This is a genomic window from Glycomyces artemisiae, assembly GCF_003002955.1.
Taxonomy (GTDB): domain Bacteria; phylum Actinomycetota; class Actinomycetes; order Mycobacteriales; family Micromonosporaceae; genus Glycomyces; species Glycomyces artemisiae.
This window is the reverse complement of record NZ_PVTJ01000005.1, coordinates 105,949-131,624: the sequence shown is the minus strand read 5'-3', so window position 1 is coordinate 131,624 and position 25,676 is coordinate 105,949. Positions and strand designations below refer to the sequence as shown.

The window sequence follows — 25,676 nt, the reverse complement described above, 5'->3', positions numbered from 1 at the left end:
GTGATCAATCCGCGCCCGATTCGCGTGACCCCCCCGCTTGTGGGGCCTGCCACCGTGCGCTACTTTAGTTTATCGAATAGCCGAACTAATTAGCGGCTAACCCCCTCACGAATTCAGTCAGACCGAAAGGACAGCAACGTGGCTACTCCCTCCGACAGGTCGCCCCTCCGGCGCCGCTCCCTGTTCAAGGTGGCCGGCCTCGGTGCCGCGGGTGCCGCGGGCCTGCCCCTCATCGCCGCGTGCGGCGACATCGAGTCGGGCGGCGGCACCTCGCAGGCCACGGACGGGTTCGACTTCCTGCCCACGTACAAGGAATGGCCCCTCCCGGTCGAGCCCGACCTCGTCGGCGAGCCGCCGAACCACCCGTCCGGCTTCACGACCTACCCCGACCCGGTCCCCGCGATCGAGGCCGTCCCCTCCAACAGCGGCACCTTCGAGATCACCGTCCCGATGTGGGGCGAGGCCCCCTCCAGCGACGACCCGTACTTCGCGGCGATCGCCGAGGCCAGCGGCGGCACCACGGTCAACCTCCGCCAGGCCGACGGCAACACCTTCGCGGAGACCTCGGTCCAGTGGCTCAACGCCAACGAGTTCGGCGACGGCATCATGCTGTTCAGCTGGATGCTCTTCGCCCACCCGAACTTCCAGGAGACGGTGGTCAACTCGTTCTACGACCTGACCGACATCGTCAAGGGCGACATCTCCGAGCGCTGGCCGCTCCTCGCCGGCCTCCCGACCGCCTCCTGGGGCCAGTCGGTGTGGTCCAAGGACCCGGCCGACCCCGAGACCGCCCGCGTCTTCGGCATCCCCGGCTCCTTCTCCGGCGGCCCGGGCAACGCCATGTTCGCCCGCACCGACCTGCTCGAAGCGGCCGGCCAGGCCATGCCGACCACGGTCGAGGAGCTCCTCGACGTCGCCCGCGCCGTCTCCGACGACGCCAACGGCCGCTGGGCCTTCGGCGGCACCGACTACCTCACCCCGCAGTGGTTCGGCCTCGCCGGCGGCGACGGCTGGGCCTACATCGACGGCAAGCTCGTCCACAACTGCGAGCGCCCCGAGTACACCGAGTGGCTCGAATTCCGCCGCACCATCTGGGACGAGAAGCTGGTCCACCCGGACCTCCCCTCGGGCACGCTCGACGGCCAGGCCCTGCACAAGGCCGGGACGATCGTGTTCCAGCTCGACGGCATCTCGTGGTGGCAGGGCTTCATCGACCAGACCACCGCCGAGGGCACCGGCGGCACCATCGCCCCGCTCGGCGCGCTGTCCGCGAAGGGCCGCGAGCCGCTCGTGCACGTCAACACCGGCGTCGACAGCTGGACGTTCCTCAACAAGGACCTCTCCAAGGAGCAGGTCGAGGAGTTCCTGGACTTCGCGAACTTCTGCTCCGCGCCGTACGGCACCACCGAGTACGAGCTCATCAACTACGGCATCGAGGGCACGCACTTCACCTACGGCGCCGACGGCACCCCGGTCTTCAACGAGCTCGGCACCTCCGTCGTCCAGGCCCCGGTGAACCACAAGACGATGTCCGGCCACGTGCAGCAGTTCCTCACGGGCACGCCCGAGATGGTCCAGGCGCGCTTCGAGTACAACGCGTCCGTGAAGGACTTCGCCGAGGTCAACATCTTCGAGGGCATGCGCGTCGAGGGCCCCGCCGACTTCAAGTCGGCCGGCCAGGTCCTCATCGACCAGCAGAACGACATCGCCTTCGGGCGCGCCGACCTGTCCGCGATCCCGGAGATGGTCGAGACCTGGAAGGCGAACGGCGGGGAGACCGGCCGCGAGCACTACACCGCCGCATACGACAAGCTGCACGGCTAAGACGCCCGGCCGGGCCGCGGGACCGCCCGCGGCCCGGCCTCCCGTCCCCGCAGGCACTCACCGACTGGACTCTCACAAGCGATGGCAGCTCTTCAGACCTCAGCGCCCCCGGCCCCGAGCGGGGGGCGGGAACGCGTCCGTATCAGGAACAAGCGGACGGTGGCCCAGCGCCTCCGGCACGACTGGCCCCTGCTGCTCCTGACGCTCCCCGCGCTGGCGCAGCTCGCGGTGTTCTTCTACTGGCCCTCGGCCTGGAACATCATCGCGTTCATGGACTACAGCCCCCACCGGCCGTTCTGGGAGAACCCGTTCGTGGGCTTCGCGTGGTTCGAACGCCTCTTCGCCAACCCGTACTTCCTGCCCGCGCTGCTGAACACGCTCAAGTACGCGTTCGCGAACCTGCTGTTCCTGTTCCCGCTGTCGATCGTCCTGGCGCTCGTGATGCACAGCGTGATCTCCACGAAGGTCCGCAGCCTCTTCCAATCCGTGGTCTACCTGCCCTACTTCTTCTCGTGGGTCCTGGTCGTGACCGTGTTCGTGCAGGTCCTCGGCTCGGACGGGCTGGTCTCCAACTGGCTCCTGGGCTTCGGCGGGGATCGGATGACGTTCACCTCCGACCCCGACAGCTTCCTGTTCCTGGCCTGGCTCCAGTGGGCCTGGAAGGACGCGGGCTGGGGCATGATCATCTTCCTGGCGGCGCTCGCGTCGATCAACCCGAGCCTGTACGAGGCCGCGGCCGTCGACGGCGCGAGCCGCTGGCGGCGGATGTGGCACATCACCCTGCCGGGCATCCGGCCGGTCATCGTGCTCCTGCTCATCCTCCACATCGGCGGCATCCTCAACGTCGGCTTCGAGCAGTACCAGCTGCAGCGCAACGCCGTCGGCTTCCAGACCACCGAGGTGCTCGACACCTTCGTCTACTACCGCAGCGTCATCGGCACCGACGGGCCGTCCTTCGGCACCGCGGCGGGCCTGTTCAAGGGCGTCATCGGCCTGATCCTGGTCCTCGTCGCCAACAACGTCGCCCACCGCCTCGGAGAGCAAGGGATCTACCAGAAGTCATGACCGCCACCGACATCCGACTCAAGCCCCGCCGCAAGAACGCGCGCCCCGTCTGGGACGAGGAGCCCTCGTGGCTCGGGAAGGCCGTCAAGGCGCTGTTCCTGATCTGCTACGCGGCGGCCATCGTCCTGCCGATCTGGGCGGTCGTGGCGACCAGCTTCGCCAGCGAGGAGGCGCTCACCCGCGCCGGCGGGAACCTGCTGCTCATCCCGACCGACCTGAGCTTCCAGGCGTACCAGGAGATCTTCGACGGCGGCGCGCTCACCAAGTCGCTGCTGCTGACGCTGGGCCTCACCGCGGGCGGCACCGCGCTGTCGATGATCCTCACGATCGGCGCGGCGTACGGGCTCTCGCGGCCCGGCTCGCTGCTCCACCGGCCGCTGCTCATGCTCGTGCTCTTCACGTTCCTGTTCGCGCCGGGCCTGTATCCGAGCTTCCTGGTGGTCCAGAAGCTCGGCCTGTTCGACAGCTACCTGTCGCTGGTGCTCCCGATGGCGCTCAACGCGTTCAACCTGATCGTGCTGCGCTCGTTCTTCATGAACAGCGTCCCGATCGAGCTGCTCGACGCCGCGAGGATGGACGGCGCGGGCGAGTTCCGCACCCTGTTCAAGATCGTGCTGCCGATGTCGAAGGCGATCCTCGCCGTCATCGCGCTGTTCTACGCCGTCGGCTACTGGAACATCTACTTCTCCGCGGTGCTGTACATCCCCGGCCTCGACACGCAGCCGATCCAGGTGGTGCTCCAGCGGATGCTCATGTCCACGCAGGGCCTGCCCGGGGCCGCCGCCGACGTCTCGCAGTACCAGACGCAGGCGCCGGACTCGGCGCTGAAGATGGCCGTGGTCGTGTGCACGATCGTCCCGATCGTGATCATGTACCCGTTCATCCAGAAGCACTTCACGAAGGCCGTCATCACCGGCGCCATCAAGGGCTAGATTCCGCACCTGAAGGGCCGCTCCCGCATCGCGGGGGCGGCCCTTTCACGTGCCGTGACAGCGGCGTGAAAGGACGGTGAAAGGCAAGGGCGCCAAGGTGGACGCACACCCACCGAATACCAGAGAGGCGCCCTGCAAATGAAGTATGCGATCGAAGTCCGGGGGCTGGTGAAGTCCTTCGGCGAGGTCCGCGCCCTCGACGGCGTCGACCTCGGCGCGGCCCCCGGAACGGTCCTGGGGCTGCTGGGCCCCAACGGGGCCGGGAAGACCACGGCCGTGCGGGTCCTGTCGACCCTGTCCGTCCCCGACGCGGGCAGCGCCCGGGTCCTGGGTCTCGACGTCGTGCGCGACGCCGCGAAGGTCCGCGAGCGGCTGGGCCTCACCGGCCAGTACGCGGGGGTCGACGCCGGGCTCTCGGGAGCGCAGAACCTCGTCCTCATCGCCCGGCTCCTCGGCGCGTCACGGGCGCAGGCGAAGGCCCGCGCGCACGAGCTCATCGAGCGGTTCGACCTCGCGCACGCCGCCGCCCGGCCCGCGGGCGGCTACTCCGGCGGGATGCGGCGGCGCCTCGACCTGGCGGCGTCGATCGTGCGCCGCCCCGACGTGCTCGTCCTCGACGAGCCGACGACCGGGCTCGACCCGACCAGCCGCAGCGGCCTGTGGGAGGTCGTGCGCGAACTCGTGGCCGAGGGGACCACGGTCCTGCTGACCACGCAGTACCTCGAAGAGGCCGACCAGCTCGCCGACTCGATCGCCGTGATCGACTCCGGGAGGGTCATCGCCTCCGGGACGCCCTCGCAGCTCAAGCAGGCCGTCGGCGGCCTGGTGCTGCGGATGCGCCCGGCCCGGCCCGAGGCGCTCCAGCAGCTCGCCGAGCTCGCGGACTGGACCGTCGGCGCGGCCCCGCGCATCGAGAACGACGAGGTCGCCGTCCCGGTCGCGCACCCCGGCGAGGCCACCGCGGTCATGGCCCGGGTCGTGCAGGCCGGGACGGACCTGGCCGCGTTCGGCCTCCATGAGCCCACATTGGACGAAGTGTTCCTGTCGCTGACGGGGCACCGCACCGAGCAGAAAGAGGAGGTGGCCGCATGACCACTGCGACCAGCACCGCCGCCACGACATGGACCACGACGCGCGGCCCGCTCGCGCAGGCCGCGTCGATGACGGCGAGGTCCCTCGCCTCCATCAGGCACCAGCCCGCGCAGCTCGTCGACTACCTGATGATCCCGATGATGATCCTGCTGTCGATCACGTTCTTCATGGGCGGGCAGATGATGGGCTCCTGGCAGGCGTTCCTCGACTACGCGGGGCCGACGCTCATCGCCATGGGCCTGTTCTTCGCGATCGTCTCCACCGGGCTGGGCCTGTTCGCCGACATCAAGACCGGCGTGTTCGACCGGCTCACCGCCATGCCCGTCTCGCGGTTCGCGCTGCTGGCCGGGCGGGTCGCTGCCGACATGATCAAGCACCTGTGGGCGCTCCTCATCGTCGGCGGCGTCGCGTTCGCCATCGGCTACCGCGCCGACGGCGGCGTGCTCGGCGTCGCCGGGGCGGCGGCCGCGGTCATGCTGTTCCTGTTCGCGTCCTCGTGGTCGATGGCCCTGGTCGGGCTCACCGCGAAGTCCGAGGAGCAGATCCAGACGTGGATGGTCAGCCTGCTCATGCCGCTCGCGTACACCTCGACGATGTTCGTGGAGATCGAGACGCTCCCCGGCCCCGTCCAGTGGTGGGCCCGCGTCAACCCGCTCACCGCGCTCGCCGACACCATGCGGGTGCTGCTCGCGGGCGAGACGCCCGGCGGCGAGGCCCTCGCGCTGCTCGGCTGGTGCGCCGCGATCCTCGCGGTGTTCGTGCCGCTGTCCCTGCGCGCCTACAGGAGGAAGCTCACGAGCTGAACGGCCAGTTCGAGCCGTGGAGCATCGCGGCGGCCCGGGCCTCCAGGTCCGGGTCGCCGCCGTCCTGCGCCACGTGCACGAGCTCGCGGTACAGATGCACGGCCACCTCGGAGAAGTCCAGGAACTGCGGCAGGTCGGCCTCGGCCGACAGCAGCTCGTCGCGGGCCTCTTCGAGCCTTCCCAAGCGGCGCAGGCAGATCGCGGCAGACGTGCGGGCCGCGATGACGTTCTCGGAGTTGCCGACCCGCTCGGCTCGCGCGGCCAGCTCCCGCATCTTCTCCAGCACCGCGGCGGGCTCGGCGCCGTGCCGGGCGTCGAGGCGCCACAGGTACTCCACGATCACCGACTCGGCCAGGTCCGCCCCGAACTCGGCCTCGGCGGTCAAAGCTCGGATCAGGAGCGCGCGGGCCCCCTCGTAGTCGCCCGCGGACATCCGCCCCGCGGCGAGGCCCTGGAGCGTGATGATGAGGCCGAAGCGCTCCCCCAGCCGCGTGAAGATCCGGTTCGCCTCCGCGAGGTCGGCGAGCGCCGCGCCCGGACCCGAGACGCGCTCGGTGTACTCCGAGGCGAAGAGGAGGCCGATCCCGCGGACCCACGCGTCCCGTTCGGGGTCGAGCGCGGCGAGGACCGCGTGGAGCGCGCCCTCGTCGTCCGCGAGGAGGGCCCGGATGAGCGGGATCATGAGCAGCAGCGGGTCGGCCTCGTAGAGGCCGTGCTCCTCGCAGAGCGCTTGCGCCTCGGCGAAATCTGCCTGGACCTCGGCCGGGTCGAGCCAGCCGGACCACAGGCCCCAGGTGCCCGCGAGGACGATCTCGGCGCGGCGCAGCGGGTCGACCTCCCCCGGCATGGCGCGCACCTGCACCGCGAGCTCCTGGCCTTCGCGGCGGTGGCCGCGCATCCACCAGTACCAGGACAGCGGCGTGATGGAGCGGTGCGCGGCGGGGGCGTTCCCGGCGGCGATCATGCGGCGGATCGCGGCGGTGAAGTTGCCGTGGTCGGCGGCGAGGCGGTCGAGCCACACGACCTGCTCGGCGCGCATCAGGTGCGGCTCGGCCTCCGCGGCGAGGTCGGCGTAGTGGGCGGCGTGGCGCTCGTAGCGCTCGGCGGTCTCGCCCGCCTCCGACAGGCGCGCGGCGGCGTACTCGCGCACGGTCTCCAGGAGCCGGTAGCGGCCGCCGGGGAGGCGCTGCACGAGCGACTTCTCCACGAGCCCGGCGATGTCGTCGGCGTCCGCGGAGCACACCGCGCAGGCCGCGTCGAGGTCGGCGGAGCCGTTGAAGACCGACATGCGGGCGAGGACGCTGCGCTCGCGCGGCTCCAGCAGGTCCCAGCTCCAGTCGACGACGGCGCGGAGGGTCCGCTGGCGCGGCTCGGCGGTGCGGGGGCCGCGGGCGAGGAGCCCGAAGCGGTCGCCGATGCGGGCTGCGAGGTCCTCGATGCTCAAGGCGCGCAAGCGGGCCGCGGCCAGCTCGATGGCGAGCGGGAGGCCGTCGAGGGCGGTGCAGAGGTCCACGACGGCGGCGGCGTTGGCGGCGTCGACGACGAAACCGGGGTCGCCGTCGCGGGCGCGCTCCTCGAACAGGCGGATCGCGTCGTGGCCGCGGACCTCCTCCAAAGGCGCGTCGCGGTCGGGCAGCGGGAGCGGGCCGACGCCGACGACGGTCTCCCCCGTGATGCCGAGGGCCTCGCGGCTGGTCGCGATGACGCGCAGGGCCGGGACGCGGGCGAGGAGGTGCGCGAGGAGCCCGGCGGCGGCCTCCACGACGTGCTCGCAGTTGTCGGCGACGAGCACGAGGTCCCTGCCCCACAGGGCTTCCACGAGGCGGGTCCGCGGGTCGTCGCTGCGCCGGGCGGTGACCGACTCGGCGAGGCCGAGGGCGTCGAGGACGACTTCCGGGAACTTCCCGGGGTCGGTGACCGGCGCGAGCTCGACCATGCGCACGGTCTGCCCGGAGGCCGCGAGCCGGTGCGCGGCCTCGACGGCGAGCCGGGTCTTGCCGGTGCCGCCGGGCCCGGTGAGGGTGACGAGCCGGTGGCGTTCGAGGAGCGCAGGCAGCTCGGCGAGCTCGGCGTCCCGGCCGATGCACGCGGTGAGCGGCCGCGGGAGGCGGTCCGGCTGCGACTCGGGGACGACGGGCTCGATGCCGCGCAGCACGTCGAGGTGGGCTTCACCCAGGACCGGGGACGGGTCGACGCCGAGGTCGTCGGCGAGCTTGGCCCGCACCTGGTCGTAGACGGCGAGCGCGTCGGCGCGGCGGCCCGAGGCGGCGAGCGCGCGCATGTAGCGGGCGGCGTCGGGCTCGTCGAGCGGGTCGGCGGCGTGGCGGGCGGCGAGGTCGGCGAGGACCGCTTCGGCGCCGTCGAGACGCAGGCGGGCCTCGATGTGGAGGGCGGCCACGGCTTCGCGGCGCACGGCGAGGCGCACGACGGCGGCGTCGGCGAACCCCTGCTGTTCGAGGTCGGCGAGCGCGGGGCCGCGCCACAGCGCGAGTGCGGCGGCGGCGAGGTCCCTGACCGCAGTCGGGGAGTCCTCTCTGGAGGCCGCTTCCGCTTGCGCCGCAGTGCGGTCGAATTCCTCGACGTCGGTGTCGACGCGCGTGAGGCGGTAGCCGCCGGGGCCGTGGACGACGCGGTCGCCGAGGACGCGGCGCAGACGCGACAGCTGCGTGTGGAGGGCCCCGGCGGCATTGGCGGGCGCCTCGTCGGGCCAGAGGGCGGCGATGAGGGCGTCGGCGGTGACGTGCCGGCCGGGGTCGAGGGCGAGTCGGGCCAGGAGGACGCGCTGGCGGCCGGCCGGGACGGGGATCTCGGCGCCGTCGTCGCCGGTGATCCGCACCGGTCCCAGCAGCTCCACTCGCATACGGCTATTTTGCCTTCCGCGCATGCGGAACGGGGAGCCGGTCCGGACGGCGGCCGTGCGGCGGCTCCTGAGTGGAATCTGCTACTTGCATGGACAGGTTGTCACGGCATATCAGTGCTTTTCTGTCAACTTCCCGACTGATCGAACAAACCGCCTGACCGCGCACGTACTGTCGTTCACAAACTCCGACAATCTGAGGTGCGGTGTCCTCCATGGCGATCCGAGTCGAATACCAACACGATTCACACTCCCGCACGTCCGCCTCTCCTGTCTCGGAAGGAGCACCGCCCATGAGCGCTGGCCCCGCGGGCGCGCATGTCGCCGGATACTGCGCCGAGTTCAGGCTCCAGACCAGGGACCACGGCACGCAGATCCTCCTCGCGTACGACCCTGACGGCGTGGCCGCCGCGGTCGCGACGATCGTCGCCGCGGACCTCGTGCAGGTCGCGACCGCGCTCGTGCGCGACCGCCCCGGGTACGAGCCCGGCGGGCGGCCCGACCACGGGCTGAAGATCATCGCGGACCGCGAGACCGAGGTGGGCGCGCTGGCGTACTACGGCCCGGGCGGCGAGGACTACGGTCCGGGCGCCTGGGTGTCGTATTCCGACCAGCGCTGGGCGCCGCAGATCCGCCTGTACCGCGACATGGACACCGCGAGCATGTTCCCGCCGGACGCGCACATCGCGCTCAGCTCGCTGGCGCGGGCGGTGGAGGACTTCCGGGCGACCGGCGGGCTGCGCCCGTCGATGGTGGCGTGGCGGCCTTCGACGGTGTGGTGAACTCCCGTGTGGTCCGCGCCCGGACTGCGGGACGGACCTGCGCCCCTAGCCGCGCGGCTGGCTAAGCTTTCGCCATGAGCAGCACCGATGTGGTCGCCGTGCGCTTCGCGCAGGCCGAGGACGTCCCCGCGATCTGCGCGATCGTGAACCACTACATCGCCGAGTCGTCGAGCAACTTCCGCACCGAGCCCTACCCGGTCGAGGAGTGGGCCGAGCAGCTGGCCGCGGGTCGGGAGCGCTACCCGTACCTCGTGGCCGAGGCCGCCGGGGCCGTGGCCGGGGTGGCGTACGCGAGCCCGTGGCGCCCGAAGCAGGCGTACGCGTGGACCGCGGAGTCGACCGTGTACGTCTCCCCCGCCCACCAGGGCCTGGGGATCGGCTCGAAGCTGTACACCGAGCTGCTGGCCCGCCTGGAGAAGCAGGGGTTCAGGAGCGTCATCGCCCAGATCACGCAGCCGAACCCGGGCAGCGAGGCCCTGCACCGGCGGTTCGGCTTCGAACTGCTGGGGACGATCCGCGACGCGGGCTTCAAGCACGGGGACTGGCACGGCGTGGGGATCTGGCAGCGGGACTTCGGCCTCGCGGGCGTCCCGGAGCCGACGCGTCCCGTGGAGCGCTAGCGCCCCGGTGGTTCAAATGAACCTCTCATGGTTCTCACCGGGTCTGTGAAGGGCCCGTCCGTACTGTTCGGGCCAAGGGGAAATCGAATCCTCCTGAGGGTGACAGCGCCGCAAGGCGCAGATCCTACTGATGGGTGTGGGGTTGCGAATCGGGCCCGGAGCTGCTGCTCCGGGCCCGATTCCATGTCCGCTGAAGTTCAACCCGACGGTCTAGCGCACGCCGTAGAGGTGCTCCAGGGCGAGCTGGTCGAGCGCCTCGAAGGCCATGCCCTTGGCGGCGAGGCCCTCGACGTCGACCTCGACGGACTTGAGGTCGGCCCAGGTCTCGCCCTCGCCCAGGGTCGGGACGGCGAGCTGGTCGACGCGGGCGGCCTTGAGGGCCTCCTGCACCTCGGGGTCGGCGCGGAACGCGGCGACCTTCTCCTTGAGGATCTTGTAGTTGCGCATGCACGCGGCCGCGGAGACCCACACGCCCTTGTCGTCCTCGGTGCGCGGGGGCTTGAAGTCGAAGTGGATCGGGCCGGTGTACTGGCCCTTGGCGATGCCCTCCTCGACGGCGTCGACGACCCAGAAGGCGCCGCCGACGTTCCCGGCGCCGAAGCGCAGGTCCTGGTCGTAGCGCGGACCGGTCTGGCCGTTGAGGTCGATGTGGTAGAGCTTGCCGTGCCACAGGGCCTGGCGGATGCCCGCGGCGTAGTCGAGCCCGGCCATCTCCTCGTGCCCGATCTCGGGGTTGATGCCGGTGAGCTCGGGGCGCTCCAGCTCGTTGATGAACGCGAGCGCGTGGCCGAGGGTCGGCAGCAGGATGTTCCCGCGGGGCTCGTTCGGCTTGGGCTCGATGGCGAACCGGATGTCGTAGCCCTGCTCGACGACGTAGTCGCCGAGGACGTCGAAGGCCTCCTTCATGCGGGCCATCGCGGACTGGACGTCCTTGGAGCCGCCGGACTCGGCGCCCTCGCGCCCGCCCCACGCCACGTAGATCTCGGCGCCCAGCTCCGCGGCGAGGTCGATGTTGCGCATGACCTTGCTGATGGCGAAGCGGCGGACGTCGCGGTCGTTGTGGGTGAACCCGCCGTCCTTGAAGATCGGGTGGCCGAACAGGTTCGTGGTCGCGGTGGTGACCTTGAGGCCGGTCTCGTCGAGGGCCTTCTTGAACGCGCCGATCTTGGCGTCGCGCTCGGCGTCGGTGGCGTCGAAGGGGAACACGTCGTTGTCGTGGAAGTTCACGCCGTAGGCGCCGATCTCCGCGAGCTCGCGGACGGCCCGGTCGGCGGCCATGTCGGCGCGGGTGGCCGAGCCGAAGACGTCCTGAGCCGCCCAGCCGACCGTCCAGATGCCGAACGAGAACTTGTCCTCGGGCACCGGTGCGTACTTGTCGGTCATGATCGTTCCTTTGCTATTGGTGCTTTTCCCAAGAGGCGGTTTCGTTCCTCAAGGTCGCGTACTGCTCGGACACTGAAGCGGCGGTGCCGGTGAGCCGCTCCGTGTCCCCGTTCTTCCACTGCGGCGGGTTGTCCCGGCCGGACAGGGCCCAGGCCGCCTGCTTGGCGGCGCCGAGGGCCACGTACTCGGCCGAGGGAGGGACTTCCACGTCGACGCCGAACACGGTGGGGGCGATCCGGCGGACGGCTTCGGAGGCGGCGGCGCCGCCGATGAGGAGGACTCTGCGGGCCTCCAGGCCTTGCGCGGCCATCGCGGCGAGGCCGTCGGCCTGGGCCGAGAGCATCCCTTCGACGGCGGCGCGGGCGAGGTCGGCGCGGGTGGCGCCGGTGGTGATCCCGGCGAGCACGCCGGTGGCGTTCGGCCGCGCGGGCGTGCGCTCGCCGTCGAGGTACGGCAGGAGGGTGAGGCCCCCCGCGCCGGGCTCGGCGGACAGGGCGAGCGCGTCGAACTCCGCGTGGTCCACACCGAGGAGGGTACGGAACGTGTCGAGGACGCGGGCGGCGTTCAGCGTGCAGACCAGCGGCAGGAACCGGCCGGTGGCGTCGGCGAACCCGGCGACGAGCCCGGAGGGGTCGTTCGCGGGGACGTCGGAGACGCCGAAGACGGTGCCGGAGGTGCCGAGGGAGACGGCGACGTCGCCGGGGCCGAGGCCCAGTCCCAGCGCGGCGCCGGCGTTGTCGCCGGTGCCGGGGGCCACGGCCGCGCCCCAGGGGGTGCGGCCGACAGTCTCGTTCGGGGCGGCGACGCGCGGGACGGCGAGCTCGCGGCCGAAGGCCTGGATGAGGCGCTCGGTCGTGTAGGCGCCGGTGTGCGGGTTCCAGTAGCCGGTGCCCGAGGCGTCGGAGCGGTCGGTGGTCGCGTCGGCGGCGGTCGCGCCGCGGAGCTTCATGGTGAGCCAGTCGTGCGGGAGCATCACCGAAACGGTTTTGGCGGCGTTTTCGGGCTCGTGCTCGGCCATCCAGGCGAGCTTGGTGGCGGTGAAGGACGCGGCGAGGACGAGGCCGGTGTCGGCGGCCCACGATGCGGGGCCGCCGTGCTCGGCGGTGAGCCGCTCGGCCTGGGGGGCCGAGCGGGTGTCGTTCCACAGGAGCGCGGGCCGCACGACCCGGTCGTCGGCGTCGAGCGCGACCATGCCGTGCTGCTGTCCGGAGACGGCGACGGCGTCGGCGCGTTCGAGCAGGCCGCGCCCGGCTTCCTGGAGGGCGTCCCACCAGGCTTCGGGCGGGCACTCGGTCCCGTCGGGGTGCGCGGCCCTGCCGGAGTCGACGATCTCGCCGGTCTCGGCGTCTACAAGGAGGACTTTCGTCGACTGGGTGGAGGAGTCGACTCCGGCGACAAGGCTCATGTTCCTACTTACGCTCCAGCTCGGCCTTCGCGGGCGCGCCCGCAACATCGATGACGCTCACATTAGCGATGTCCGCCGGACCGGTCGAAACCAGGGTCACCAAAGTTTCAGAAACTTTTTCGATCGCGATGGTCGTGTCGCCGTCGACGTCGGAGATGACGGTGCCCTCGGTCGGGGTCCCCCAGAGTTCGAGGGTGATGCCCGCGAAGGGCTCCTCGCCGATGGTCTCGCCGGGCTCCACGCGCGGGATGACCGCGCCGTAGCGCACGAACAGCGGGAAGGTCTCCAGGTCGTGGCGGGTGTCGAGGTAGCGGCCGCCCTCGTGGACCTCCTTGGTCCAGAAGTCGATCCACTTCCCGGCCGGGAGGTAGACCTTGCGCTCGCCCGACGGGTCGTTCACGGGCGCGACGAGGAGGTCGGTGCCGAGGCGGAACTCCTGGTCGGCGGTCCACGAGACCGGGTCGGCGGGGTCGTCGACGTTGAGGGCGCGCAGGACCGGCTCGCCGGTGCGCGAGGACTTCACCGCGGCGGTGTACAGGTACGGCGCGAGCGAGTAGCGCAGCTTCAGGGACTCCACGGCGAGGCGCTCGGCCTCCTCGGAGAACTCCCACAGCTCGCGGGTGGTGGTGCCGTGGTAGCGCAGCAGCGGGGAGAGCGCGCCGAACTGGGCCCAGCGGATGTACAGGTCGTCGGTGGGGGTGCCGTTGAAGCCGCCGGTGTCGTGGGACCAGAACGGGATGCCCGACAGGCCGTGCGAGAGGCCGCCGCGGATGGTGCCGCCGAGGCCGTTCCAGGTGGTCTGGACGTCGCCGGACCACTGGGCCGAGTGGCGCTGCCCGCCGAGGAACGAGGAGCGGGCCCACACGAGCTCGTGGCCGTTGACCTCGCGGGTGACCTCGACGACCGCGTCGTTGTAGAGCAGCGTGTACACGTTGTGCAGCTCGGTGCCGGTCATGCCGTTGTGCGCCACGGCATCGGCGGGCACGCCTTCGGCGAAGTCGGTCTTGTAGAGGGCCGCGCCGGCCTGGAGGGGGCCGCGCAGGAGGTCCTGCCACCACGCGGTGGCGTCGGGGTTGGTGAAGTCGACGATGCCGCTGGGCTCGTGCGAGCCGTTCCAGACGTCGGCAACGTACGTCTCGCCGCGGGCGTTCTTGAGGAAGTAGCCGCGCTCGTCGCCCTCGGCGAACACCGCGGACTTCGCCGAGATGTAGGAGTTCATCCACAGGCAGACCTTGAAGCCCTGCTCGGCGAGGGCCGCGAGCATCCCGGCGGGGTCGGGGAAGCTCTCGTCGTCCCACTGCATGTCGGACCAGTGCGGCTCGCGCTGCCAGAACGTGTCGAGGTGGAGCACGTCGCAGGGGATGCCGCGCTCGCGGATCTTCTTGGCGCGCTCCATGACCCGCTCGGCGGTGTCGACGAAGAAGCCCGAGGAGATCCAGGTGCCGAAGGCCCACTTCGGGGGGAGCGAGGGGCGGGAGGTGAGGCCGTCGAAGCGGTCGAGGACGGTGGCGGGGTCGCCCGCGAGCACGAAGTACTCCAGCACCTCGTCGGGGACGAGGATCTCGACGGCCGAGTGGGTCTGCTGGGCCATGTCGAACTCGACGGGGGCGCCCGAGTTGACGAGGACGCCGTAGCCGCGGTCGGAGACGTAGAACGGCACGTTCTTGTAGGCGCGGATGGACTCCGAGCCGAACGCGTCGAAGTTCCACATCACGGGCCGCTGGCCGCGGGCGTTGAGCGGCGCGAAGCGCTCGCCGAACCCGGCGAATGCCTCGTCGGGGGCGGGGGTGAACGACTCGTGGTAGGCGGCCGGCTCGCCGTCGACGAGGGAGCGCCCGAACGGGAGGGTGCGCAGGCGGCCGGAGATGTCCTGCTCGCCGGGGTTCTGGGAGAGGAGGGTCCTCCCGGAGGCGTCGGTGTAGTGCAGGGACCAGGAGTCGAGGGTCGCGACGGCGCGCAGGGCCCCGGCGTCGACGGTGACGGTGCCGTCCGCGACGGTGACCTTCGCGCCGCCGTAGGTCCCGGCGTGCACGAGCTCGATGATCTGCTCGGCCGCGGGCCGGGCGGCCGGGTCGGCGGCGAGGCGGGTGCGCACGACGCCTTCGGCGACGGCCGCGATGGAGACGTACAGCTCCTCCCCCGCGCTCGTGGCGGCCTTGAGGAGGACGGCGTCGGCGCCGGCCTCGACGACCTGGGCGCTCGTGACGGACGACAGGCCCTGCTCGCCGTTGGCGCGCTGGGGCAGCTCCGGGGGGTCGGCGACGAAGAACTCGCGGGCGACCAGCGGCGGGCGGTAAGGCATTCGTTGCTCCTGCTCGTTCAGGGTGCGGAGGGCGGCGGCCGGGCCTGGGACGGCACGACACGCATTAGTTTATCGACTATCCCAACAAATGGCGAGCGGGGGAGGCGGCCGGGGAAGGCGGCACTGCCCGGACCGCCGCGGGGCCGAGTTTGCCACCGGACGAGCCGGGGAAGACTACGATCTGCTTGTCACTGCCGGAACCGACTGCTGCTCTGCGAGGTGCACCGATATGTCGACCGTTCGCTCCAGCCTCACCGACGAGAACCGCGACACGACCGCGAAGGCGCTGCAAGGCGCGCTCGTCGACCTCATCGACCTGTCGCTGGTCGGCAAGCAGGCGCACTGGAACGTCTACGGCAAGAACTTCCGCTCGCTCCACCTCCAGCTCGACGAGATCGTGCTGTCGGCGCGCAACGCCGCCGACCTCGTGGCCGAGCGGGCGATCGCGATCGGCGTCAGCGCCGACGGCCGCGCGAGCACCGTGGCCGAGTCCTCCTCGGTCCCCAAGATCCACGACGGCACCATCTCCGACACCGAGGTCGTGTCCCTCATGATCGAGGCGTACACCGCGATCATCGCGAACATGCGCGAGCGCATCGAGACCACCGAGTCCGCCGACCCGGTCTCCCAGGACCTGCTCATCGGCATCACCGCCGAACTGGAGAAGCAGTCCTGGATGTTCCAGGCCGAACTCGGCTGACCGCCGCACACCGACGCAGCCGGGGCCCGGACGATTCCGTCCGGGCCCCGGCCTTCTACTGCGAAGGGAGCGGGGTCAATGGGTCACGCGGGCGTGCACGTGACCGTCGGGACCGAGGCGGTCGCGCCGTCCGGTTTGGTGATGTTGAAGCCGAACGTCGTGGACTGGCCCGAGGCGAGCGTCCCGTTGTAGGCCGCGTTCGAGCCGGTCACCGTCGCGCCGGTCAGCGTGCCCTGGATGCTCCAGGCGTTGGAGATCCGCTCCGATCCGGGCCAGGTCCACGACACCGTCCAGCCGGAGAGGTTCTGGTTGGCCTTCACGGTCCCGGCGTACGTGGCGCCGGTGTTCCAGGGGCTCTGGACCGACAGGGTCGCGGTGCAGCCGCTGCCGGTGGGCGGCGGGGTCGTGGTGCCGGGCGTGGTGGTCCCGGGGGTCGTGGTCGGGTTCGTGACCGTGCCGCCCCAGGCGTTCAGGACCGAGGTGTACGCGGGCTTCTTCGAGTAGTCGTCGTTGAACAGCAGCGGCGCGCCGTAGCCGGGGAAGACCCCGGGGACCCACGAGTCGCCGTCGCGCACGCCCCACACGGTGATGCCGGAGCAGTCGGCGAGGTTCTTGCAGATGTTCGCCACCCGCGCGTAGTCGCTGGCCTGCTGCGCGAGCTCGTTCGCGTCGGCCGGGGTCTGGAGGCGGATGTCCAGCTCGGTGATGCGGACCTTCAGGCCCAGGTTGACGAAGCGCTGGAGGTTCGCCTCCATGTCCGAGGGCACCTGCCCGAGGATGAGGTGCGACTGGAAGCCCACGCCGTCGAGCAGGCCCTGGTTCACCAGGCCCTGCGCGATCGAGTAGATCTTGTTCGACTTCGCGTTCTGGCCCTCGATCGAGTAGTCGTTGATGTAGAGGTCGGCGTTCGGGTCGGCCGCGCGGGCGGTCTGGAACGCGGTGGTGATGTAGCCTTCGCCGAGCTTCTGCAGCCAGAACGAGTCGCGCATGGCGCCGTTGGAGTCGCTGACGACCTCGTTCACGACGTCCCAGGAGTCCACCCGGCCCTCGTAGCGGTTCGCGAGGGTGTTGATGTGGTCGACCATCGCCGTCTGCAACGCGGACGCGGAGAGGTTCTGCACCCACGACGGGGTCTGCTGGTGCCACACGAACGTGTGGCCGTGGACGGTCTGCCCGTTGTCCTCGGCGAAGTCGACGATCGCGTCGGCCTGCGTGAACGTGTAGTTGCCGTCGCTGGGCTCGGTCGCGTCCCACTTCATCGCGTTCTCGGCGGTGAGGGAGTTGAACTCGGTCGCCACGAGCTCGCGGTACTGGGCGCTGCTCTGGAGCAGGTTGTAGTTGACGGCCACGCCGATGTCCTTGTTCAGGGCGTCGGCGGCCCCGCGCAGCGTCGTCTGCTGCGCGCTGGCGAACTGGGTCGAGAGGCCGATGCCGAGCGCGGCGGTCGCGACGGTGACGACCCCCGCGAGCAGCGCCCTCCGGCGCGTTCGTGACTGGTGCGTTCGGGTAGGCAGCACGAGAAAGCTCCTCAAGGTGGTGCCGCGCCGTGAGGGAACGAGGCTGTTCAGCAGATGGGGCCCGCGGGGGCGGAGCGCTCCCAACGAGGTGTGCACAGCCTAGCGCTTGCATAGATGTTGGTCAATGCCAGCGGATCGGTGAACCCCGCGGGCGCGCCGGATTCCCTACCATCTCTCGTATGGACACCCCGGAAACCCTGCACCCGCCCAGAAAGAAACCCGTCTACCAGCACCCCATGCCCTGGCAGGTCGTCGTCGCCCTCGTACTCATCGGACTCGACGTCCTGTCCAGGGCCGCGACGACCGTGCTGACGTTCTCGCCCGTCTCCGCACTGGGGGCGCTCATCTGGATCGCGCTCGCCGTGTGCATCGCCGCGCGCCTGGACCGGGCGAGGAACCTCGCCATGTGGTTCAACCTCCTCAGCCTCCTGCTCGCCGTGCTGCTCACCTTCGCGTTCGCCTCCGTCCCGGGGATCATGGTGCTGACCATCGCCAACGGCGTGTTCGCACTCGGCCTGATCTACCTGCTCGGCAGCGAGGCGTCCAAGCGGTACACCTACAGGACGAGCCTGCGGTCCTCCGAGGACTGACGAAGGGCGGGACCGGTCTCCGGTCCCGCCCTTCGCGCTCGGTCTACTTGGCGACGATCGAGACCATCTTGCCGGCCACGACGATGACCTTCTTGACGTCCTTGCCGTCCAGGTTCGCCGCGACCTTCTCCTCCGCCAGCGCGGCGGCCTTGACGTCCGCTTCGGACGCGCCCGCGGCGACCTCGATGCGGCCGCGGACCTTGCCGTTGATCTGGACCGGGTAGGTCACGGTGTCCTCGACCAGGTACCGCTCGTCGGCGACCGGGAAGTCGACGTACGCGATGCCCCCGGTGTGCCCCAGGCGCTCCCACAGCTCCTCGGCGATGTGGGGGGCCACGGGTGCGACCATGACGACCAGGGCCTCGGCGGCCTCGCGCGGCACCGGGTGCAGGCCGGTCACGTGGTTGTTCAGCGTGATCAGCTTGGCGACGGCGGTGTTCATGCGCAGGTTCTCGTAGTCGTCGCGGACCCCCGCGACGGCCTTGTGGATCTCGCGCAGCGTCTCCTCGGAGGCGGGCACGTCGGCGACGGCGGTCTCGCCGGTCTCCTCGTCGACGATGTTGCGCCACAGGCGCTGCAGGAACCGCTGGGAGCCGACGATCGCGCGGGTCTCCCACGGCTTGGAGTCGGCCAGCGGGCCCATCGACATCTCGTAGACGCGGAACGTGTCGGCGCCGTACGACTCGCAGATCTCGTCGGGCGTGACGACGTTCTTCAGGGACTTGCCCATCTTGCCGTACTCGCGGTTCACCTTCTCGCCCTTGTAGGTGTACACGCCTTCGGCCTGCTCCTCGACCTCCTCGGCGGGCACGTAGACGCCGCGCTCGTCGGTGTAGGCGTAGGCCTGGATGTAGCCCTGGTTGAACAGGCGGCGGAACGGCTCGCGGCTGGAGACGTGGCCCAGGTCGAACAGGACCTTCTGCCAGAAGCGGGCGTACAGCAGGTGCAGGACGGCGTGCTCGACGCCGCCGATGTACAGGTCGACGCCGCCGACGTCCTCGGTGTCCGCGGGGCCCATCCAGTAGGACTCGTTGGCGGGGTCGGCCAGCGCGTGGGCGGCCTTCGGGTCGGTGTAGCGCAGCTCGTACCAGGAGGACCCGGCCCAGTTGGGCATGGTGTTGACCTCGCGGCGGTACTGCTTGGGGCCGTCGCCCAGGTCCAGTTCGACCTCGACCCAGTCCTTGGCGCGGCCCAGGGGCGGCTCCGGCGCGGAGTCGGCGTCCTCGGGGTCGAAGGTCTTGGGCGAGAAGTCGTCCAGCTGCGGCAGCTCGACCGGCAGGTGGTCCTCGGTCAGGGCGACGGGCAGGCCGGTCTCGTCGTAGACGATCGGGAAGGGCTCGCCCCAGTAGCGCTGGCGGCTGAACAGCCAGTCGCGCAGGCGGAAGGTGACGGCCTTCTCGCCGCGGCCGTGCTCGGCCAGCCACGCGATGACGCGGTCCTTGGCCTCGGGGACGGACAGGCCGTCCAGGAAGCCGGAGTTGACGATCGTTCCGGTGGTGCTCGACAGGACCTCCTGGCGGTCCCACTCCGTGCCGTCGGAGACGACCTGGACGATCGGGATGCCGAAGGCGGTCGCGAAGTCGAAGTCGCGGGCGTCGTGGGCGGGGACGGCCATGATCGCGCCGGTCCCGTACCCGGCCAGCACGTAGTCGGCGATGAAGACGGGGACCGTCTCGCCGTTGACCGGGTTGGTGGCGTAGCCGCCGGTGAAGACGCCGGTCTTCTCCTTGGCGTCGGCCTGGCGCTCCACGTCGGTCTTGGCGGCGGCCTGGGCGCGGTAGGCGGCGACGGCCCCGGCGGGGGTGTCGTGGCCGCCGGTCCACGCGGCGGGGACGTCCGCGGGCCAGGTCTCGGCGGTCAGGGCGTCGACCAGCGGGTGCTCGGGGGCCAGGACCATGTAGGTGGCGCCGAACAGGGTGTCGGGGCGGGTGGTGAACACCCGGATGTCCCCCGCGTAGGTCGCGAAGTCCGCGTACGCGCCTGTGGATTTGCCGATCCAGTTGCGCTGCATGGACTTCAGGGACTCGGTCCAGTCCAGTCCGTCCAGGTCGGACAGCAGCCGGTCGGCGTAGGCGGTGATGCGCATCATCCACTGCTTCAGGGTGCGCGTGTACACCGGGAAGTTCCCGCGCTCGCTTCGGCCCTCGGAGGTGACCTCCTCGTTGGACAGCACCGTGCCCAGGCCCGGGCACCAGTTCACGGGCGCCTCGGTGACGTACGCCAGGCGCTGCTCGTCGACCGCGCGGCGGCGCTCGACGTCGCTCAGCTCGGACCAGGCGCGGCCGCCGACGGTGCGCTCACCGGACTCGAACGCGGCGATCAGCTCGCTGATCGGCCGGGCCTTGCCGGCCTCGGTGTCGTACCAGGAGTTGAAGATCTGCAGGAAGATCCACTGGGTCCACTTGAAGTAGTCCGGGTCGGTGGTCGCGAACTCGCGGCGGTTGTCGTAGCCCATGCCGACCCGGCGCAGCTGGCGGCGGAAGACGCCGATGTTCTCGGCGGTGATCTCGGCGGGCTGGCGGCCCGTGGCGATCGCGTACTGCTCGGTGGGCAGGCCGAACGCGTCGAAGCCCAGCGGGTGCAGCACGTTGTACCCGGCCATGCGCAGGTACCGCGAGTAGGCGTCGGTCGCGATGTACCCCAGCGGGTGGCCGACGTGCAGGCCCGCGCCCGACGGGTACGGGAACATGTCCATCACGAACTTCTTCGGGGCGCCGGCCCGCGGGTGGCCGGGCTCGGCCAGCTCGCCGGACGGGTTCGGGGCGCGGAAGGTCCGCTCGGCCTCCCAGCGCTCCTGCCAGCGCGGTTCGATCGCGTTGGCCAGCTTGGCGTCGTAGCGGTGTGCGGGTTCGGTCATGGCTCGTCCTGTGGTCCGGTGCGGCTGCTCTGGTTTCGCGGGTTCGGTCGGCGTTCTCCGGGTACTGACCCTAGACAGCAAAAAACCCCAGACACGCTGGGGTGGCCGTGCTGGGATCTGTCCCGCACGGCTAGGTAAGGAGCTCGAATCGCCGAGGCATGCCCCCAGTGTAGCCGAGCGCCGCCCAGGTGGCACGGGACATAACGCTTGGGCGGGTCCGAGTAGGATGACCAGAACGCGCGGCGGATCCGGTGCACGCCGCACCCACCCACCTCACCGACTCCCCAGGAGGACCGTTGACCTTCGAGTCGTCCCCCGAGAAGCCCGACGGCACGATGCCGCTCCAGAGCACGGCGCAGGCGGGGCAGGGTCCCGCGCCGCTCTCGCCGCAGGAGTTCAAGGCCACGGCCGAGGCGATCCTGACGAACGTCGAATGGGTCATCGAGGGGAAGTCGCACACGATCCGGCTGGCGCTGGCGGTCATGCTCGCGGAGGGGCACCTGCTGCTGGAGGACGTGCCCGGCGTCGGCAAGACCCAGCTGGCGAAGGCCCTCGCCCGGTCGATCGACTGCTCCGTGCGGCGCATCCAGTTCACCCCCGACCTGCTGCCCTCGGATGTGACGGGCGTGAGCATCTTCGACCCCGAGAAGCGCGACTTCGTGTTCAAGCCGGGCGCGATCTTCGGGAACCTGATCCTCGGCGACGAGATCAACCGGGCCAGCCCCAAGACCCAGTCCGCGCTCCTGGAGTGCATGGAGGAGCGGCAGGTCACCGTCGACGGGAACACGTACAAGCTGCGCAGCCCGTTCATGGTGATCGCGACGCAGAACCCCGTCGAGATGGAGGGCACGTACCCGCTCCCGGAGGCGCAGCGCGACCGGTTCGCCGCGCGCCTGGCGATCGGGTACCCCGACATCAACGCGGAGCTGGCGCTGCTGGACCGCCGCGAGGAGTACAACCCGCTGGACGCGCTGCGGCCGATCGCCGACGCGGAGATGATCGTGCGGATGATCGCGGCGGCGCGCGCGGTGCACCTGGCGCCGGAGCTGAAGCGGTACGTGGTGGACCTGGTGGCGGCGACGCGCACGAACGCGCAGGTCCGGTTGGGAGCGAGCCCGCGGGCGACGCTCCAGCTGCTGCGGTGCACGCAGGTGCTCGCGGCGATGGACGGGCGCGACTTCGCGCTCCCCGACGACGTGCAGCAGCTCGCCGTGCCGGTGCTCGCGCACCGCCTGATCCCCACGACGGAGACCACGATGGGCGGCGGCGACACGAAGGCGATCGTCTCCGACATCCTGAGGCACGTGCCGGTGGTGTCGCACCCGGGGAGGTTCTAGGCGTGGAGCTCACCGGACGCGGCAAGACGCTGCTGGCGGTGAGTGTGGTCGTCGGCCTCACCGCCCTGGCGGTGGGCGAGGGCGACCTGCTGCGCGCCGCGGCCCTCGCGGCGATCGCCCCCCTCGGCGGCCTCGCGGTCCTGCGGTGGACGCGGCCGACCCTGGAGTCGAACCGGGTGCTCAACCCGGCGCAGGTCGAGGCCGGGCAGGCCACGCAGGTGCGCCTGGGCATCCAGAACACCGGCCGCAGCCGTCCCCCGGCGCTCATGCTGGAGGACCGCATCCCGTACCGGCTGGGGAACCGCCCCCGGCTGGTCCTGGAGCGGCTCGCGCCCGGTGCGCGGAGCGTCGTCAACTACACGATCACGCCCGGCTCGCGCGGCGCGTATGAACTGGGGCCGTTGACCGTGCGCACGTCGGACCCGTTCGGCCTGGCCGTGTCGGTGCAGGAGTTCCCGGTGACCACGGAGCTCATCGTGACCCCGCGGATCCAGCCGCTGCGCAGCCTGCTGCTGCCGGGCGGCGCGGGCATGTCCTCGGGCGAGTCCGCGGCGCACACCGTCGCGATCACCGGCAACGACGACATCGCGGTGCGCGAGTACCGCAACGGCGACGACATGCGGCGCGTCCACTGGAAGGCCAGCGCGCACCGCGGGCAGCTCATGGTGCGCCGCGAGGAGCAGCCGTGGGAGAACAACGCGGCGGTCCTGCTGGACGTGCGCCGCGGCGCGCACCGCGGCGAGCTGTCGAGCTTCGAGTGGATGGTGGACGCGGCCGCGTCGGCGACGGTGCGGCTCGCGCGCGACGGCATCGACCCGTGGCTCATCACCGCGCACCGCGACTTCGAATGCCGCCAAGGCGATTACAGCCAGGCGATGCGGTACCTGGCGACGGTGGCCGCGGCCCCCGAGGCGCCTGTCGCCGCGATGGTCGAGAAGGCCCAGCGGGCCCGCTCGGTGTCCGGGATCGTCGCGTTCCTGGGCCATCTGACGCCGGAGGAGGCGTCCGCGCTCGGCCGCCTCGCGCGGCGCGGCGGCCGGTGCACGGCCCTGGTCGTGGACCCGGTCCGGTGGATCCCGAAGGCGGCCACGAGCCGCGTCGACCCGCGCGAGCAGGCGTTCGCGCACCAGCACGGGCAGGCCGTGTCGGCCCTCGCGTCCGCGGGCTGGCAGGTGATCCCGGTCGTCGCCGGGACCGAGCTGCGCCGCGTGTGGACGCGGCTGAGCGCGTGGAGGACCCTCGCATGAACGGACAGCGCCACGCCACCGTCGTCGCCGCGTCCACGCTCGCGCTGACCCTGACGCCGCTCATCGGGATCTTCGACGGCCTCGGCTGGATCTTCCCGGTGATGCTCACGATCGCCCTCATCGCCACCGCCGGGTCGCTCATGCGCGCGGCCGGGCGCGGCCAGGGCCTCCAGACCCTCGCGATGGCCGCGACGCTCGTCGTGGTCCTCACCGTCGGCTTCGGCGGCGGCACCGGCCTGCTGTTCCTGGTGCCGCTCCCGGCGACGTTCGAGCACTGGGCGGCGCTCTCGCAGGACGGCATCGGCGCGATCATCGTGAACGCGCCGCCCGTGGAGGCCACCGGCGGGATCATGTTCCTCACGATCGTCGGCGTCGGCGTCGTCGCGATCCTCCACGACATGTTCGTGGTCGGCCTGCGCACGCCCGCGCTCGCGGGCCTGACGCTCCTGACGATGTACCTGGTGCCGGTGTCGGTGGCCCCGGACGCGACCGCGTGGTTCTGGTTCATCCTCCCCGCGATCGCGTACCTGTGGATCCTCGGCGACGACAACCTGAAGCGGGTCTCGGCGTTCGGGCACCGCTTCACGGGCGCGGGCCAGCTCGTGGGCCGGTCGTTCCCCTCGCCGATGGCGCGCACGGCGCGCTGGTCGGCGGCCGGGTTCATCGCGGTGGCGCTCGCCGTGCTCACCGTCGTGCCCGCCAACACGTCCGGGCTCATCGACAACGTCGCCGACGGCATCGAGGGCGGCGAGTCGTACGGGCTCGGCGACGTCAACCCGTGGGCGCAGCTCTCGGGCTCGCTCATGCGGCCCGACCCGGTCGACGTGCTCCGCGTGACCACCGACGACCCGAACCCGCGCTACCTGCGGATGCACGTCCTCGACGAGCTCACCAGCGACGGCTTCGCGCCCAACGAGTACGACGGCACCCAGAACCTCGACGAGCTGCCGGACCCCGGCGGCGAGCGGTACACCGCGCAGATCCAGAACCTCCAGATGCAGGCGCCCGTGGTCCCCGTGTACGGGAGCCCGGTGGACCTCGACATCGACGGCGACTGGCGCGTCGACCCGGACACCGGCGTCATCGTCGGCGACGGCAGCGACATGGGCGACGTCGACGAGTACACCGTGGAGTACGCCGAGCCCGCGCCCGACGCCGAGACGCTCGCGGCCGCGGACGGCATGAAGACCTCCGACGAGCGGTGGGGCCCGAACACCGAGCACCCGGACGTGCCCGAGCTGACCGAGATCGTCGACGGCGTGACCGCCGGGGCGACCACCGTCCACGAGAAGGTCCTCGCCGTGCAGGACTACCTGTCGGTGTCCAACGGGTTCCGGTACTCCCTGGAGACCGCCGACGCGGGCAACGACGAGGCGATCCTCGACTTCCTGGAGACCCGGCAGGGCTACTGCCAGCAGTTCGCGGCCACGATGGCGTGGATGCTCCGCGAGGCCGACGTGGCCGCGCGCGTCGTCGTGGGCATGTCCCAGGGCTCGCGCGTGGACGCCGACCAGTGGCTGCTCACCAGCGACGACTACCACGCGTGGGTCGAGGTCTACTACGACGGGCCCGGCTGGGTCACGTTCGACCCGACCCCCGCCACGGGCGTCCCCGGCTCGGTCGGCTTCCCGTGGGCCAGCGAGCCCGACGAGGCCGTCGACCCCGAGGCCGAGCCCAGCGAGAACGAGATCTCCACCGAGGAGCCGACCGCGGCCGCGACCGACGAGTCCGGGCAGACGCTCCCGCCCGAGGGCGGCGCGAGCGAGGGCCCGTCCGCCGAGGCGGGCGCCGGATCGGACGGCGGCGCCGCGCTCCCGTTCCACCCCGGCTGGCTGCTGCTCCTGCTGCTCCTCGCGGTGCCGTTCCTGCCCGCGCTGTGGCGCGGGACGGTGCGCAGGCGGCGGCTCAACCCGCGCACCGTGACCGCGAAGACCGCCTGGGACGAGGCCATGGACCTGGCCCTCGACTACGGCGTGTCCATACCGGACTCGTACACGCCGCGGCAGGCCGCGGGCGTCCTCGCCACGGCCGCCCCGAGCGCGCGCGAGGCCGCGACGGCGCTCGGGTCCGCGATGGCCCTGCACCGGTACTCCCCCAGGGGCGCCGACCCCGCCGGGCTCGCCGACGCCTTGCGAGACCTGCACACCGCGCTCGACAAGAGCGTGCCGGCGCGGCGCAAGTACGCGGCCGTGTTCTGGCCCGCCTCGCTCATCGCGAAGATCGGCGCGGGCCGGGCCGAGCAGTCCGCGCGGCTGTCGCGCCGCTCGGCGCGCACCACCGACCGGGTGAAGTCCGCGCTGCGGCGCAAACGACGTTCGAACAACCGCGACAGGCCGGGTGTCACAGGCCGCGCCTAGGGTTGC

Annotated in this window: 18 protein-coding genes; 12 read left to right on the top strand and 6 right to left on the bottom strand. The window is 71.2% G+C overall.

All coding sequences use genetic code 11. The annotated features are described in order from the left end of the window. Positions 1–138: 138 nt before the first annotated feature. The 5 genes from B0I28_RS14125 (at position 139) to B0I28_RS14105 (ending at position 5,716) form a co-directional block, all read left to right on the top strand. Positions 139–1,824: a type 2 periplasmic-binding domain-containing protein gene (locus B0I28_RS14125; RefSeq protein WP_106364488.1), complete on the top strand. Its 1,686-nt coding sequence runs from the start codon at positions 139–141 to the stop codon at positions 1,822–1,824. A 159-nt stretch (positions 1,825–1,983) separates the two neighbouring features. Then, complete coding sequence (locus B0I28_RS14120; RefSeq protein ID WP_219926762.1) at positions 1,984–2,889, top strand: ABC transporter permease; 906 nt, start codon at positions 1,984–1,986, stop codon at positions 2,887–2,889. Further along, complete coding sequence (locus B0I28_RS14115; protein WP_106364486.1) at positions 2,886–3,821, top strand: carbohydrate ABC transporter permease; 936 nt, start codon at positions 2,886–2,888, stop codon at positions 3,819–3,821. Before B0I28_RS14120 ends, B0I28_RS14115 begins: the two co-directional genes overlap by 4 nt. A gap of 138 nt (positions 3,822–3,959) precedes the next feature. Continuing rightward, complete coding sequence (locus B0I28_RS14110; RefSeq protein ID WP_106364485.1) at positions 3,960–4,913, top strand: ATP-binding cassette domain-containing protein; 954 nt, start codon at positions 3,960–3,962, stop codon at positions 4,911–4,913. Then, positions 4,910–5,716, top strand: coding sequence for an ABC transporter permease (locus tag B0I28_RS14105; RefSeq protein ID WP_106364484.1), 807 nt, complete (start codon positions 4,910–4,912; stop codon positions 5,714–5,716). Before B0I28_RS14110 ends, B0I28_RS14105 begins: the two co-directional genes overlap by 4 nt. Here B0I28_RS14105 and B0I28_RS14100 read toward each other — a convergent pair. After that, positions 5,706–8,576 (bottom strand): AfsR/SARP family transcriptional regulator, encoded by a 2,871-nt coding sequence (locus tag B0I28_RS14100; RefSeq protein ID WP_181245784.1) that lies wholly within the window; start codon positions 8,574–8,576, stop codon positions 5,706–5,708. The genes B0I28_RS14105 and B0I28_RS14100 overlap by 11 nt on opposite strands. 290 nt (positions 8,577–8,866) lie before the next feature. Here B0I28_RS14100 and B0I28_RS14095 point away from each other — a divergent pair, with 290 nt between their 5' ends. Beyond that, a complete protein-coding gene (locus B0I28_RS14095) occupies positions 8,867–9,355 on the top strand; it encodes an Imm1 family immunity protein (RefSeq protein ID WP_181245783.1) in 489 nt (162 codons plus the stop codon). 74 nt (positions 9,356–9,429) lie between these two features. Further along, positions 9,430–9,975 carry a GNAT family N-acetyltransferase gene (locus B0I28_RS14090; RefSeq protein WP_106364481.1) on the top strand — a complete coding sequence of 182 codons (546 nt, stop codon included), beginning with the start codon at positions 9,430–9,432 and terminating at the stop codon, positions 9,973–9,975. Positions 9,976–10,185: 210 nt separating this feature from the next. Here the strand turns inward: B0I28_RS14090 and xylA are convergent, their stop codons facing one another. The 3 genes from xylA to B0I28_RS14075 are packed head-to-tail and all read right to left on the bottom strand — an operon-like array spanning position 10,186 to position 15,065. Further along, the gene (gene xylA, locus B0I28_RS14085; protein ID WP_106364480.1) at positions 10,186–11,358 is read right to left on the bottom strand and encodes a xylose isomerase; all 1,173 of its coding nucleotides are present in this window, start codon (positions 11,356–11,358) and stop codon (positions 10,186–10,188) included. Positions 11,359–11,371: 13 nt separating this feature from the next. Beyond that, positions 11,372–12,763, bottom strand: coding sequence for a xylulokinase (gene xylB, locus B0I28_RS14080; protein ID WP_106364479.1), 1,392 nt, complete (start codon positions 12,761–12,763; stop codon positions 11,372–11,374). Between the two features lie 4 nt (positions 12,764–12,767). Next, positions 12,768–15,065: a TIM-barrel domain-containing protein gene (locus tag B0I28_RS14075; RefSeq protein WP_106364478.1), complete on the bottom strand. Its 2,298-nt coding sequence runs from the start codon at positions 15,063–15,065 to the stop codon at positions 12,768–12,770. 229 nt (positions 15,066–15,294) lie between these two features. On the opposite strand from B0I28_RS14075, the gene B0I28_RS14070 reads away from it, so the two are divergent. Continuing rightward, the gene (locus B0I28_RS14070; RefSeq protein WP_106364477.1) at positions 15,295–15,765 is read left to right on the top strand and encodes a Dps family protein; all 471 of its coding nucleotides are present in this window, start codon (positions 15,295–15,297) and stop codon (positions 15,763–15,765) included. Positions 15,766–15,848: 83 nt separating this feature from the next. Here the strand turns inward: B0I28_RS14070 and B0I28_RS14065 are convergent, their stop codons facing one another. Next, entirely contained in the window at positions 15,849–17,282 is a 1,434-nt protein-coding gene (locus B0I28_RS14065; RefSeq protein WP_219926761.1) for an endo-1,4-beta-xylanase, read from the bottom strand. A gap of 179 nt (positions 17,283–17,461) precedes the next feature. Between B0I28_RS14065 and B0I28_RS14060 the strand changes: the two genes are divergently transcribed. Beyond that, a complete protein-coding gene (locus B0I28_RS14060; RefSeq protein WP_106364476.1) occupies positions 17,462–17,872 on the top strand; it encodes a hypothetical protein in 411 nt (136 codons plus the stop codon). A 43-nt stretch (positions 17,873–17,915) separates the two neighbouring features. On the opposite strand, the gene leuS is transcribed toward B0I28_RS14060, so the two are convergent. Further along, on the bottom strand, positions 17,916–20,729 hold the full coding sequence (gene leuS / locus B0I28_RS14055) for a leucine--tRNA ligase (protein WP_106364475.1): 2,814 nt from the start codon (positions 20,727–20,729) through the stop codon (positions 17,916–17,918). A gap of 335 nt (positions 20,730–21,064) precedes the next feature. Between leuS and B0I28_RS14050 the strand changes: the two genes are divergently transcribed. Genes B0I28_RS14050 through B0I28_RS14040 form a run of 3 tightly spaced genes read left to right on the top strand, consistent with a single transcriptional unit; the run spans position 21,065 to position 25,670 of the window. Next, positions 21,065–22,066 carry an AAA family ATPase gene (locus B0I28_RS14050; RefSeq protein WP_106364775.1) on the top strand — a complete coding sequence of 334 codons (1,002 nt, stop codon included), beginning with the start codon at positions 21,065–21,067 and terminating at the stop codon, positions 22,064–22,066. A 2-nt stretch (positions 22,067–22,068) separates the two neighbouring features. Next, a complete protein-coding gene (locus B0I28_RS14045) occupies positions 22,069–23,313 on the top strand; it encodes a DUF58 domain-containing protein (protein ID WP_106364474.1) in 1,245 nt (414 codons plus the stop codon). Continuing rightward, positions 23,310–25,670, top strand: a complete 2,361-nt coding sequence (locus B0I28_RS14040) for a transglutaminase TgpA family protein (protein ID WP_146148097.1) — start codon at positions 23,310–23,312, stop codon at positions 25,668–25,670. The genes B0I28_RS14045 and B0I28_RS14040 overlap by 4 nt, the downstream gene beginning before the upstream one ends. Positions 25,671–25,676: the final 6 nt, after the last annotated feature.